This window comes from Psychrobacter sp. JCM 18901, assembly GCF_000586435.1.
GTDB lineage: Bacteria > Pseudomonadota > Gammaproteobacteria > Pseudomonadales > Moraxellaceae > Psychrobacter.
On the sequence record NZ_BAWH01000001.1, the window covers coordinates 215,189 to 228,585 of the forward strand.

Annotated in this window: 9 protein-coding genes and 5 pseudogenes; 9 read left to right on the forward strand and 5 right to left on the reverse strand. The window is 43.1% G+C overall.

All coding sequences use genetic code 11. From position 1 onward, the window contains the following. Positions 1-274: 274 nt before the first annotated feature. Positions 275-1,691: pseudogene (locus TT11_RS01060) on the reverse strand (GntP family permease). Between the two features lie 411 nt (positions 1,692-2,102). Here TT11_RS01060 and TT11_RS01065 point away from each other — a divergent pair. The 9 genes and pseudogenes from TT11_RS01065 (at position 2,103) to dcd (ending at position 9,930) form a co-directional block, all read left to right on the forward strand. After that, positions 2,103-3,260, forward strand: coding sequence for a TIGR00366 family protein (locus tag TT11_RS01065; protein WP_261868799.1), 1,158 nt, complete (start codon positions 2,103-2,105; stop codon positions 3,258-3,260). Beyond that, entirely contained in the window at positions 3,172-3,444 is a 273-nt protein-coding gene (locus tag TT11_RS01070) for a TIGR00366 family protein (protein ID WP_261868800.1), read from the forward strand. The genes TT11_RS01065 and TT11_RS01070 overlap by 89 nt, the downstream gene beginning before the upstream one ends. Before the next feature lie 255 nt (positions 3,445-3,699). Next, positions 3,700-4,413: a CoA transferase subunit A gene (locus tag TT11_RS01075; protein WP_261868801.1), complete on the forward strand. Its 714-nt coding sequence runs from the start codon at positions 3,700-3,702 to the stop codon at positions 4,411-4,413. A gap of 141 nt (positions 4,414-4,554) precedes the next feature. Beyond that, positions 4,555-5,184 (forward strand): 3-oxoacid CoA-transferase subunit B, encoded by a 630-nt coding sequence (locus tag TT11_RS01080; RefSeq protein WP_057759289.1) that lies wholly within the window; start codon positions 4,555-4,557, stop codon positions 5,182-5,184. Positions 5,185-5,325: 141 nt separating this feature from the next. After that, positions 5,326-6,027 (forward strand): annotated as a pseudogene (locus tag TT11_RS01085) (3-hydroxybutyrate dehydrogenase). 450 nt (positions 6,028-6,477) lie between these two features. Then, positions 6,478-7,545 (forward strand): annotated as a pseudogene (apbC, locus tag TT11_RS01090) (iron-sulfur cluster carrier protein ApbC); the annotation flags it as partial. Positions 7,546-7,871: 326 nt separating this feature from the next. Beyond that, positions 7,872-8,048, forward strand: coding sequence for a hypothetical protein (locus TT11_RS01095; protein ID WP_261868802.1), 177 nt, complete (start codon positions 7,872-7,874; stop codon positions 8,046-8,048). Between the two features lie 12 nt (positions 8,049-8,060). Beyond that, positions 8,061-9,226 (forward strand): annotated as a pseudogene (locus TT11_RS16810) (DUF2804 domain-containing protein). A gap of 128 nt (positions 9,227-9,354) precedes the next feature. After that, positions 9,355-9,930: a dCTP deaminase gene (dcd, locus tag TT11_RS01110; protein WP_058024138.1), complete on the forward strand. Its 576-nt coding sequence runs from the start codon at positions 9,355-9,357 to the stop codon at positions 9,928-9,930. 150 nt (positions 9,931-10,080) lie between these two features. Here dcd and TT11_RS01115 read toward each other — a convergent pair. From TT11_RS01115 to TT11_RS01130, 4 genes and pseudogenes are all read right to left on the reverse strand, one after another. Next, positions 10,081-10,519, reverse strand: a pseudogene (locus TT11_RS01115) (ClpXP protease specificity-enhancing factor). A 128-nt stretch (positions 10,520-10,647) separates the two neighbouring features. Further along, on the reverse strand, positions 10,648-11,268 hold the full coding sequence (locus TT11_RS01120) for a glutathione S-transferase N-terminal domain-containing protein (protein ID WP_261868805.1): 621 nt from the start codon (positions 11,266-11,268) through the stop codon (positions 10,648-10,650). Between the two features lie 195 nt (positions 11,269-11,463). Next, positions 11,464-12,177, reverse strand: a complete 714-nt coding sequence (locus TT11_RS01125; RefSeq protein WP_101205476.1) for a cytochrome c1 — start codon at positions 12,175-12,177, stop codon at positions 11,464-11,466. Next, positions 12,177-13,397 carry a cytochrome bc complex cytochrome b subunit gene (locus TT11_RS01130; protein WP_370587744.1) on the reverse strand — a complete coding sequence of 407 codons (1,221 nt, stop codon included), beginning with the start codon at positions 13,395-13,397 and terminating at the stop codon, positions 12,177-12,179. Before TT11_RS01130 ends, TT11_RS01125 begins: the two co-directional genes overlap by 1 nt.

Genomic DNA, 13,397 nt, shown 5'->3' on the forward strand with positions numbered 1-13,397 from the left:
TAAAAACTTCTAAAAATAATAAAAATTCAAAAAGTGTGCCTATGATACCGTAAATCAAATAAATTTGTGATATTCCTTGGTAATTACTTCTCATTTGGCAAGCACTTATTAACCATAAACAATAGCCTTGCATCGTATTTGATAGTTATAGAATAGTTATCAATCAGCCATGAAAAAACCCACCAAGCAGTATGCCGAGTGGGTTTTTATTTATCCATTATTCACCTAGATACCAATAGTTAGTCACAATAAATAGCTAAGTTACTAAGCTAGCTTAGAATGAACCGAACATGGTACCTAAGATAATCACAGCGACTACAGCAACCAATGGAATGACCATCGTAACCATCGCCAAATTTAAATAAGATTGCTTATGGGTCAGACCACAAATCGCTAGCAAGGTGATGACCGCGCCACTGTGCGGAAGCGTATCAAGACCACCTGCCGCCATAACGGCTACGCGGTGCATCAGCTCAGGGTCGATACCCGCATTGACGGCCATTCTTAGATAGTCTTCACCTAATGTCGACAGCGCAATACTCAAACCGCCAGACGATGAGCCTGTGATACCAGCAAGCGTGGTCATCGCGACGGCTTCTGAGATCAGAGGGTTGTCAGGGGTAAGGTTTAAAATGCTATCACGAATGATAAGGAAGCCTGCGAGCGACGCGATAACTGCACCGTAACCCACTTCTGATGCCGTGTTAAAAATAGGCAACATCGAATCATAAGTACCACGGTTGATGGTTTTTTGTAGATTATTCCAGTGTCCAATACGTAGCAGAATTAACACCACACAAGCCACGACCAACGAGATAATAATTGACCATAACCCAAGTGAGCCTGCGACATTCAAGTCTGGGAACTGAGTTTGTAGACTACTGAAATCTATCGACGGGAATACCACATAGGTCAATATAGCGTTTAAGCCAATGACCAATACCAGCGGAATCATCGCAATGGTAAAAGAAGTGTGATGAGTGTTTAATACCTCAGCTTCTTTTGCCGCCGCACCAATGCTACCTGTATCCTCTTCATCATGCTGACCATAGCCTTCGCCCGCTGCATTGGCTTTTCTGGCACGTGATTGCAGCCACATCCAACCACAAATAAACATGATCGTACCGCCGATGATACCTAGGATAGGCGCGGCAAAGACGTTGGTATTATAATAAGGAATTGGAATGGCATTCTGAATGGCTGGCGTGCCCGGCAATGCCGTCATCGTAAACGTAAATGATCCTAGAGCAATCGCTGCTGGAATCAAACGTTTTGGGATATCGGCTGCTCTAAACAAGTCTTTGGCGATTGGATAAATAGCAAAAGCCACAACGAATAACGAGACGCACCATAAGTCAAAATGGTACAGACCAAAATCACTGCAAGTATGGCTTTGCTGGCACCGAGCTTTTCGACGACGGTATTGGCAATGGCAGTTGCTGCACCAGAGTCGGCCATCAAACGCCCAAACAATGCCCCTAGCAAGAATATAGGAAAAAAAACTTGAGTAAGAATCCACTTAACGCGCCCATAAAGACATCGGTATAAGCGGGGATGGTGCTTAAGAAGTCACCTGATAGTAAGACTGCTAGCGTCGCCATAATCGGTGCTAGGATCAGCACAGAGTAACCGCGATAAGCAAAAAACATGAGTAATAATAGGGTGATGACAATCGCAAATGTACTAAACATGATAGCCCTCCTTGGCAAAAAAAATAAGGCAGCGAGTATGCCGTGCTTATCCATATAGGTCAATAAAATTAATCAAAACAGGTCTATTTCGTCTGTTTTATCAAACATAAATCTAGACTCATGCGCTATCCATCATTAATATCTTACCGATCTATATACTGCACAGCGTTGACTCACATGCGCTGATGGTTATTTTCTAGTCGCTACGAAAATAATATGTTAAGTTAGCACAAGTGTTTCATGCATGATATAGCGATATAAAATGTATTGTTATGAGTGACAATATAAAATACAATGTTTTCCATTTATTAGGTGCAGTAAACAGTAATTGCTCTCAAATATGATAATCGTTCAACATAGCTCTAACTATAATTTTTAAAACCAAACATTAAATTTACAAGGAATGTGAATATGTTTAGTGCCATCACCAATATAAGCGTGCAGTTAGTTAACCGCTATCTACCATCCCCATTCGTATTTTCGATCGTTTTAACCCTTATCGCGTTTGCGGTGGGACTGGCTATTACTGGCCAAGATATGATTGCTATGGCAGGGCACTGGGGCAATGGGCTATGGTCATTACATAGCTTTGCCATGCAAATGGCATTAGTCCTAGTGACAGGCTACGCATTTGCCAGCGCTCCATTTATCCAACGCTTATTGGACAATCTCGCTAGTAGAGTTCACTCTCCTACGACCGCCATTATCGTATCAACCTTGGTTGGACTGGTTGGTTCATGGATAAACTGGGGGTTTGGTTTAATCATCGGGGCAATCTTTGCAAAGGCACTGGCTAGAAAAGTGGCTAATGTCGATTATCCACTATTGGTCGCTGCTGCTTACTCAGGCTTTGTAATTTGGCATGGTGGTTTTTCAGGTTCGATACCTCTGACACTCAGCTCTGGTGGTGATACGTTACTGACGTTGTCAGGCAATACTATGACAGAAGCAGTGCCTTTATCTCAAACGGTATTTGCAGGCTACAACATGCTGCTAGTAGGTTTGCTTATCGTTATTTTGCCACTCGTCAATCGCTTTATGCATCCTAAAAACCCTACGGTTATTGATCCTAAACTGATCAAAGAAGAGATCTACGTCGCACCCCAAAGAGACACGCCTGCACAAAAGCTAGATGATAGCCGTATTATCGCTGTCATCTTATTGGCCTTAGCACTGATGTACTATATCAGCGAGTTTGGTAGTAACGGTTTTAACCTAGGGCTAAACATCGTCATTGGGCTATTCTTATTCATAGGTTTGCTATCGCATGGCACGTTAGAGCGTTATTATCGTGCTGTACACTCAGGTATCGGTGGCATCACAGGTATTGTGTTATTGTTCCCATTCTACGGCGGCATCATGGGCATCATGACGGGAGCAAATGCGGATGGTATCTCTATCAGTACGCAAGTGACCGAGTTTTTTTGTCAATTCCGCTTCCGCAGACAGCTTTCCGATTTTTGCATTTTTAAGTGCTGGCTTGGTCAACGTCTTTGTACCATCGGGCGGTGGACAGTTTGCGGTACAAGGCCCTGTTATGATTCCTGCTGGTATCGAACTGGGTGTTAGTCCAGCCATTACTGCAATGGCGATTGCATGGGGTGACGCATGGACCAACATGATTCAGCCGTTTTGGGCTTTGCCATTATTGGGTATCGCAGGTTTGGATGCACGCGCTATCATGGGCTACTGCCTAATAGTATTGGCAGTATCGGGTGCTATTATCATGAGCGTGTTTTGGCTATTGGTATAGTCATTTCACTATAAAAGTATTACTGCGTTCACCTCGCTTGAAGTATTTAATATACATCTACACTCGGTTGCCTTGTACTATTCTTAAATTGAATTGACTATACAAGGTTATAACGCTCAAAAGAAAAATTAGCGTGGTTCATTTTCGCTTTTAGTTTTTAATTTTCATAACAATCAAACGGATAATTGAGACACTTAATTCAGCATTAGTTTATGCACGGATTAAAAATATAAATAACAGTCATAGGAGACAAGCATGAGTCAGTCAAAAGTATATAACAGTGCCGAAGAAGCGCTAAAAGGCGTCGTCAGTGATGGGCAAACGCTCGCGATCGGTGGCTTCGGACTATGCGGTATTCCAGAAGCATTAATTGCAGCGCTGCGTGATAGCAAAGTTAAAGAGCTGACTTGTATCAGTAACAACGCTGGTGTCGATGACTTCGGTCTTGGTCTGTTGCTACAGACACGCCAAATCAAAAAAATGATTTCATCATACGTTGGTGAAAACAAAGAATTTGAGCGTCAATATTTGGCTGGCGAGCTAGAGGTTGAGCTGACCCCACAAGGCACATTGGCTGAGAAATTACGCTCAGGCGGTGCTGGTATCCCTGCATTTTATACCGCAACGGGCGTAGGCACATTAGTCGCTGAAGGCAAAGAGACTCGCGACTTTGATGGGCGTACTTATGTGTTAGAGCACTCATTACGTGCTGATGTTGCTCTAATCAAAGCGCAAAAAGCTGATAAAGCGGGCAATTTAATCTTTAACAAAACCGCTCGTAACTTTAATCCAGATTGTGCAATGGCCGGTAAAATCACAATTGTTGAAGTCGAAGAAATCGTCGAAACAGGTACGTTTGATCCAGACGAAGTGCATCTACCAGGTATCTTCGTTCAGCGTATTGTATTGAATGCTAGCCCTGAAAAACGTATCGAAAAGACCACGACTAAAGCTGTAGAAGGCGCGTAAATAGAAACGTGGTCGACGCTTGATCGTACGTGAAATCAATAGTTAACTTTAGATTGATAATAGTTTAGACAGCCAATTGATTAAATAATTGGCTGTCTAAATGAATAAAAATAGAATATCGCAAAAAATAAGGAAATCAGCATGGCATGGACAAGAGAGCAAATGGCGCAACGCGCTGCAAAAGAGCTACAAGATGGCTACTATGTGAACCTAGGCATCGGTCTCCCAACGTTGGTCGCCAACTACATTCCTGAAGGCGTGGACGTATGGCTACAATCAGAGAATGGCTTGCTAGGTATCGGTGAGTTCCCTACAGCAGAAAACGTCGATGCGGACTTGATTAATGCGGGCAAGCAAACGGTGACTGCAGAAGCTGGTGCTAGCTATTTCAGTAGCTCAGAGTCTTTCTCTATGATTCGTGGTGGTCATGTCAACTTGGCCATATTGGGTGCAATGGAAGTCTCAGAGAAAGGTGATCTTGCTAACTGGATGATTCCCAAAAAGATGGTCAAAGGCATGGGCGGCGCGATGGATTTGGTTGCAGGCGTACAGCGTGTGATTGTATTGATGGAGCAAGTTAATAAACACGGTGACCCAAAAATTTTGGCAAACTGTGAGCTACCATTGACGGGTAAAGGCGTGGTTGATCGTATCATTACTGAGCTTGCTGTATTAGACGTTACGGATGAAGGTCTCAAACTGGTTGAATTAGCAGATGGTGTAAGCTTTGATGAGCTACAAGAAAAAACACCAGTAAGTATTATTCAGTAAACTTTGTGAAATAAAGTGACTGTCGTAAGATTAATATGTTTTCTCCCGCAAATAAATACGCCACTATGACTATAGTGGCGTATTTGTTCAGTTCAATTTTATAAAAACTAATAATATTTTAGACCATGATAAGGAATATGTATGGCGACCCAATTAGAACAAGATTTGACAGGCAAAGTAGCATTGGTCACTGGCTCTGCAAGTGGTATCGGACGTGACATCGCTGAAACTTATGCAAAAGCAGGCGCAGCGGTTGGTATTGCTGATATTAATCTCGAAGCAGCACAAAAGACGGTTGATGCTATTGAAGCGGCTGGTGGACGTGCTCTGGCGATTGCTATGGATGTTACCTCAGAAGATGCGGTAAACGATGGTGTACAACAACTAGTTGATACTTTTGGCAGTATTGATATTTTGGTTTCTAATGCTGGTATTCAGATCATCGACCTATTGATAAAATGGCGTTTAGCGATTGGAAGAAAATGCTTAATATCCACTTAGATGGCGCTTTTTTTGACCACTAAAGCCGCGATTAAGCACATGTATAAAGGCGATAAGGGCGGCACAGTTATTTATATGGGCTCTGCGCACTCGCATGAGGCCTCATTATACAAAGCCCCTTACGTGACTGCTAAGCATGGACTACTAGGACTGTGCCGTGTGTTAGCCAAAGAAGGTGCAGCGCATAAGGTACGTTCGCATGTGATTTGCCCAGGATTTGTCAAAACGCCATTGGTAGAAAAACAAATCCCAGAGCAAGCAGCTGAAAAGGGCATCAGTGAAGAGTCGGTTATTAACGATATTATGCTGGTCAATACCGTAGATAAAGAGTTACGACAGTAGAAGACATTGCCCAATTGGCGCTATTTTTAGCGGCTTTCCCAACCAATGTATTCACTGGACAATCTATCGTTGCCAGTCATGGTTGGTTTATGAATTAATATATATGCCATTTGCATATACCACAGCGTCAGACCTACTGGCGTTGTGGTTTTTTATGCGTCCAATTCAGCTACACTGTCACGATAGAAGGTTTGGCTAATATACTCATTAACGTTATCGGTTGTAATATGCGCAACGAGACGACTTGAGCGATTTGTCAGATCTACCCACTTGTATAGGCCATAATAGTAGCTATGTTTAACTTTATGAAGAAAAAAAACCACAAAAACCGAAACGCCTCAGCAGCAGGCAGAGCGTGATAGTGCCGTCGACAAAGTCCTACTTGGATATGAGATAGGTGCCGTCAGTATTGCCACGATGGTCACAGGACTTGAGCGTGATGGCGAAGCACTTACGTTAGACCTGCGTTTGCCAAAAGATAGCAATCCTGAAGTTATCCAGCAGGAGCTCGGGCAGTTGCTACACCCGCATGGTATTACCACGATTCATATGAATGTGCGTCTGCCTGCGCCAGAAAAGGGTTCAGGTTCAAGCTTACCAAAGCAGATGCCAAAGACAACCAATGCGATGGAATCTCAGCCTTCATCTGGCGCTAATAACAATGCTAATAGCACTAACGCTGAGCCACCGATTACGAAAGCTGCACCTACCCAAGCATCGTTGGCAGCGCATCCTCGTATCCGTCATATTATTGTCGTGGCATCAGGTAAGGGCGGTGTTGGTAAATCGACAACGACGGTCAACATCGCACTAGCACTACAGAAGCTTGGTAATCGCGTTGGTGTGCTAGATGCAGATATCTATGGTCCTAGTATGCCAACGATGCTAGGCGTTGCTGATGTGAAACCGCAACTAGAAAACGAGCAGTTCGTGCCAGTTGATGCGCATGGTATGGCAATGCTCTCTATCGGTAGTTTGCTTGATGGAGATAATACCCCGGTCGCATGGCGTGGACCGAAGGCAACGGGTGCATTGATGCAGCTATATAATCAAACCAACTGGCCGCAGCTAGACTATCTAGTGATTGATATGCCGCCTGGTACGGGTGATATACAGTTGACATTGGCGCAGCGTATTCCAGTCACAGGTGCTGTCATTGTCACGACACCGCAGCATGTTGCCTTGCTCGATGCGCAAAAAGGCGTTGAGATGTTTAACAAGACCAATATTCCTGTGCTTGGCGTGGTTGAAAACATGGCGCTACACACGTGTAGCAACTGTAATCACACCGAAGCAATCTTTGGTACGGGTGGTGGTGAGTTTATCGCTGAGCAGTATCATGTACCACTATTGGGTCAGTTACCACTTGCCAGTGGCATTCGTGCACAAGTTGATAAAGGCATACCGAGTGTCTTGGCTGATGATGAGTTTGCACAATATTACCTAGATATTGCCAAAAATATTGAAACCAATATCAATAAATTTGCAAAGCCTGTCGATGATAAGCGGATTTTTTGATAATGGAGAAGTAGCCTAAGCTGGCGACTTTTAAAGTGAATGTATTGTCTAAAAAGAGGATATTTTGAACTTATCTATTTATCAAAGCCATTTAGACAATACTCCCAAGCAGTATAGAGTCTTACGATTATTTCGACCGCCGATATACATCATTGAACTCTCAAACAATCAGTTGATTGCCGTTTGCTACTATAAAGATGGCAGTAGCAAACGCTATCAGATTAATGCTGACTTTAGCAATCGCCGAATGGTAATTGCCGATTTTAACAAATTCACAAAGGCTCTCGCTGAGCTGTTAAAAAAAGTTTCCAAGACACTTTTTATGGGTGAGTGCGCTTGCATCAATCAATGTTACAGAAACACTAGCAGATGGATTAACCAATATTGAAGTTAAGGTGATAACTGAAGCATTTTTTGTGGGTGCTGTACAGGCAAAAAGAAGGATTTCACATAGCACCGTGAGCTATCAAGGACAGATAGTACCTTTAGAAAAATTTGGCTAGGATGCCGATATCATGAATAAAAGCCACGACAAACCGTATACTGCCGCCAACTTGAAACTGGCAAATCTCGAATATCTTATCCAAAATGGTCAGCCTGTTTTTGGTGTTTTCTCCCAAGTCAAAAGTATCAACTACTTAGACTATTATAGTCATCTCATTTCACAAAAATCCTTACCTAACTGGCGTAAAGAACTAAAAGCCAACCAATTCTGTTTCATTCAGATACTCCAGCCCCCGTATCGATGTGCCTCGCGCTCGCAACGATTAAGCTTGCGACCAGTGCTTTCGTTTACATTTATAATGAGGATACTCAGCAGCTAGAAGTCTGTGAGCGCTACAGCCTTTGACGCATCATACGCACTTAGGCGGTGATGGTTATCAAGGGCAGATGGCATTTACACATACAAAGCTCAGCGTCACCTTAGATTTTAGTCCTGCTCAGATGAATATTGCGCTTAACAGTCAGTATGTTGCAATAACGGCAGCGTTAGCACGAAGCGCACAACCGTTAGCCATATGTACGCCGACTGCTAGGCGTGGCTGGACGTTTACGCAAAAAGAGCCGTTGACCGCACTATCTGGCATTTGCTCATTAAAGCCAAGTCGAAATTTCATACTGATGCTCCTGATGCTCCTGATGCTCAACCTCAAAAAATAACCTTCACCGATGCTACTATTGCCAATCTAGATTGGACGCTCGGCTATATGCGTCATGAGACCAATTGGTTTTGGAGCTGTATCACTAGCTATTTGTCAGATGGTCGACACTTTTTGCTCAATCTGTCTATGGGTGTCAATGAGACAGGAGCCAGTGAAAATGCTTGCTGGCTTGATGGGCAAATATTTTATTTACCACCCGTTATGTTTGCTCGTGAGGATTCCAATATTCGATCAAGTCAGCCAGACAGTCTTGAGCCAAGTATAGAAAATGTAGAAACTGACGCTAGCATCTCAAAGCCATGGCGTATCTATCATCAAAATCTAGGGTGGAGCAATGTCGATATTGATTTGAGCTTCACACCGATTACCGTCTATAAAAAGACCGATAATTTTGGTGTGATAGCCAGTATCTTTGAGCAGTGGATAGTTTTTATAGTGGTGAAATTCGAATAAGAGATGAAGTTATTAGGCTTGATAATGTCATGGGGCTCGCAGAAGATCATTTTGCCAAGTGGTAGCTTCTAAGACATAACATGGGAATAAATGAGATTAATGGCTGTATTCAGTTTTAAGTAGCCGCTCCTCTATAAATTCAGCCGTCAATTCCGTATAATCGTCGCTATTAAATATTTGCTAAGGAACAACAATGTCTATTAAGTCTGACCGCTGGATTCGTAAAATGGCCGAAGAGCACGGCATGATTGAACCGTACGAGCCAGGTCAAGTGCGCTTTAATGATGCAGGCGAGCGTTTGGTTAGCTACGGCACCTCAAGCTATGGTTATGATGTGCGCTGTGCTCCTGAATTTAAAGTTTTTACCAACGTACATTCAGTGGTCGTTGATCCTAAAAACTTCGATGATAAAAGCTTTATCGATATCGTTGGTGACGAGTGTATCATTCCACCTAATTCGTTTGCTTTAGCTCGTACTATGGAGTATTTCCGTATTCCGCGTGATGTATTGACTATTTGCCTAGGTAAATCAACGTATGCGCGTTGCGGTATCATCGTCAACGTGACGCCACTTGAGCCAGAGTGGGAAGGGCACGTTACTTTAGAGTTTAGTAATACCACCAATCTGCCAGCCCGTATCTATGCTGGCGAAGGCGTTGCGCAAATGCTGTTCTTCCAAAGCGATGCTGATGATGTCTGTGAGACCAGTTATAAGGATCGTGGTGGTAAATACCAAGGTCAGCGCGGCGTGACACTGCCAAGAACCTAATCAGTAGGTGTCCGTTTAAAAGCTTATCAGTTATAGAAAGTTAATAAGCCTTTAAATAGTTAATAAAAAAGCTAGTCATATTAAATATGGCTAGCTTTTTTTATTGGGTTAAATAGAATTGGTCTAAGGTTCTATTTATTTCAAGATTTTCTACTTTAAGACCTTTAAACCTGCTTTATTATCGCGCTTTGGTTTAGGGGTTTTAATAGCGCTGTTGTTAGACATTGGCGCTGAGTCGTCTTCTGGCTGATAGTTATCATATTCTTTTGGATCAAAAAAACATTCCTTGCGAGTTTTCTTTAGCGTAGATACCCATCACCGCAGTAAGTGGTACCCATATTTCTTGTGATACACCGCCGAAGCGCGCACTAAAATGAATATAGTCATTTTCCATACTCATGTTACCAGTAGCACGGCTGGCGATATTCAATACAATACGACCGTCTTGCACATGTTCGGTTGGTATTTGCACATTGTCAGCAGTGGCATCGACCATCAAGTATGGTGTCAGAGCGTTGTCTTCTATCCATTGATATAGTGCACGTACCATATAAGGGCGGGTAGGTGTAATAGAGGTGGTTTCGCTCATCTAATGATTTCCTATACTAATAATTTTTAATAATGAAAAATATCTCGTTTAGCAATTTATCAAATGACAGATGCTAATTAACGTCTATCTTATTTATACTTTATTTTAGGACAGCTTTTGATACTTGTCTAATCAACGCACGCTTTTTTTTGGAAGCTACTACGCTCAAACACTCTCGTTTGGTATTCAAACAATGGACGGCTAATGGCACGTGGCAGCTCAATACCCATCTCATCTAATCGCCATAATAATGGTGCTAATAATATATCACACCAACCAAATTCATCAGCCATAAAATAAGGCTTGTGGGCGAACAGCGGAGATAAGGTAATTAACGAATCACTGAGCTGTTTTTTGGCCAACGCTGCCTGTGCTTTGTTAAAGCTGTCTGGATGGATAAGCAGGCGCTTACCGAGCGAAAGCCAATCACGTTGTATGCGCCAAGCTAATTGACGAAACTGTGCACGTTCCTGCGGTGTCTCAGGGAGCAATTTGTTTGTGTGATAACGCTCTTCAAGATATTCAAAAATGACGTTAACCTCATAAAGCGCAATCTCACGCTGCTGTAATACAGGCAAGGTGTGATAAGGGTTTAGCTCAGTCAAATCTTCAGGGCGCTCAGAATGTAAGCGAGACAAATAGTAAGCGAGCTTTTTTTCTTCAAGTAATAGGCGTACCACATGACTGTCGTAGCCGTCATCAGCATACAAAATTAGCTGACTACTTGGAATGTCATTCGCATCAATCATGAAAGCCTAATGTTAATAGTGAAGGTTGTCATCGTAAACAAACTCGCAACGTTTATCAAGGTAGAGTACGTAAACATTAGCGCTGAGCGACTTATTTTCCGGATTATCTAGTATTTACACTCTATATCAAGGCACAAAAAGGCACTACCGAAGTAGTGCCTTTTTTATTTCTAAAAACTAACTGCTGACTATGACTTATTTGACATCTTTCCAGAATTCTTTATTCAATAAGTAAACTGGGATGAGCAGTACTAATAAGAATAGAATTACGAAGAAACCAATGACTTGACGGTCGTGACGAGCAGGTTCACCCATCCACGCCATAAAGTTAACCAAGTCACCAACTTCAGATTCAAACTCTTCTTGGCTCAACTCTTCTTGCATGTTATGCAATACGTGAGGCATCGCTGCATTGGCCAGTACTAAGTTATTCGCGCCCCAAGGACGGCTTGGATCTTCATAGAACGATAGTAGGTAAGTATATACCCAGTCGTCGCCACGCAGACGTGTCTCAAGTGATAGATCAGGAGGCGCTGCGCCAAACCAAGACGCTTGAATCTCAGGATCTATCTCAGCAGTAATGTGGTCACCGATTTGATCGGTAGTAACCATCAAATACTTTTCAACCAACTCAGGCGGTATCTCTAAATCTTTGGCAATGCGCGAATGACGAACGTACTTGGCTGAGTGACACCCAGCACAGTAGTTCATAAAGATCTTCGCGCCGTTTTGTAGTGAGCCCTTATTGGTAAAATCAATAGGAGCTGTACTACAAGCCAGGTGTTCATCAACGCCATCTGCATTGGTGAATGTACCGCAGCCACTGCCTGAAGCCATTGCCGTACCAGCAGTCAAGGTTAATGCCGCGCCTAAGCCTAGACCAGCTAGGGATTTAATTAGCGTGTTCATTAGTGACCTCCGGTAACGCGTTCTGGTGGCTGTTTACACTTCTCAATCGCAGTGTAGAAAGGCATCAGTAAGAAGAACAAGAAATATAGAATCGTGAATACACGAGCCATGATGGTTGCCGTTGGTGTAGCAGGCGTCGCACCCAAGTAGCCCAATACAACAAAGCTAATAGCAAAGACGGTCAGCGCAATCTTAGATAATATACCTTTGTAACGTATAGAGCGCACAGGAGACCTATCAAGCCATGGAATCAAGAACAATACGGCAATCGCACCACCCATCGCAATCACGCCACCAAGCTTATCAGGAACCGCACGCAAGATAGCGTAGAAAGGCGTGTAGTACCATACTGGTGCAATATGCGCTGGTGTTTTCAGTGAGTTCGCTGTCTCAAAGTTTGGTGGCTCAAGGAAGAAACCGCCGCCTTCTGGGAAGAAGAATACCACTGCAAAGAAACAGATAAAGAACACTACGATACCAACCATGTCATGCACGGTGTAGTACGGATGGAATTCGATACCGTCTAATGGTACACCATTTTTATCTTTTAGCTTTTTGATGTCGATGCCATCAGGGTTGTTCGAACCCACATGGTGCAACGCCACAATATGCATAAATACTAGGCCCACGAGTACTAATGGAATAGCAACAACGTGTAGAGCAAAGAAACGGTTTAGGGTAATACCAGAGATGATATAGTCACCACGTACCCATTCAGCAAGGCCATCACCAATAACAGGTAGTGCTGCAGGTAAGTTCAAGATAACCTGTGCACCCCAGAATGACATGTTGCCCCAAGGTAGTAGGTAACCGAAGAAACCTTCTGCCATAAGTGCTAGGTAGATACCCATACCGATGAGCCAGATAAGCTCACGAGGTTTTTGGTATGAACCGTATAGCAAAGCTCTAAACATATGCAGGTATACAACGACGAAAAACGCAGATGCGCCGGTTGAGTGCATATAGCGAATGAGCCAACCACCTTTTACGTCACGCATGATGTATTCAACAGACGCAAATGCCCCTTCGGCACTTGGGTTGTACATCATCGTAAGCCATATACCAGTCACCAATTGGTTGACCAGTACAATCATTGATAGCACGCCAAAGAAGTACCAAAAGTTAAAGTTCTTTGGTGCGTAGTACTTTGACATATGGTATTCATAGGTTTCGGTCGCTGGAAAACGCGCGTCCACCCAATGCATTAACTTTTTACCCAT

Coding starts and splice junctions, on each gene's coding strand:
- TT11_RS01065 (WP_261868799.1), top strand. CDS start 2,103: ATGTTTAGTGCCATCACCAATATAAGCGTGCAGTTAGTTAACCGCTAT.
- TT11_RS01075 (WP_261868801.1), top strand. CDS start 3,700: ATGAGTCAGTCAAAAGTATATAACAGTGCCGAAGAAGCGCTAAAAGGC.
- TT11_RS01080 (WP_057759289.1), top strand. CDS start 4,555: ATGGCATGGACAAGAGAGCAAATGGCGCAACGCGCTGCAAAAGAGCTA.
- dcd (WP_058024138.1), top strand. CDS start 9,355: ATGTCTATTAAGTCTGACCGCTGGATTCGTAAAATGGCCGAAGAGCAC.
- TT11_RS01120 (WP_261868805.1), bottom strand. CDS start 11,268: ATGATTGATGCGAATGACATTCCAAGTAGTCAGCTAATTTTGTATGCT.
- TT11_RS01125 (WP_101205476.1), bottom strand. CDS start 12,177: ATGAACACGCTAATTAAATCCCTAGCTGGTCTAGGCTTAGGCGCGGCA.
- TT11_RS01130 (WP_370587744.1), bottom strand. CDS start 13,397: ATGGGTAAAAAGTTAATGCATTGGGTGGACGCGCGTTTTCCAGCGACC.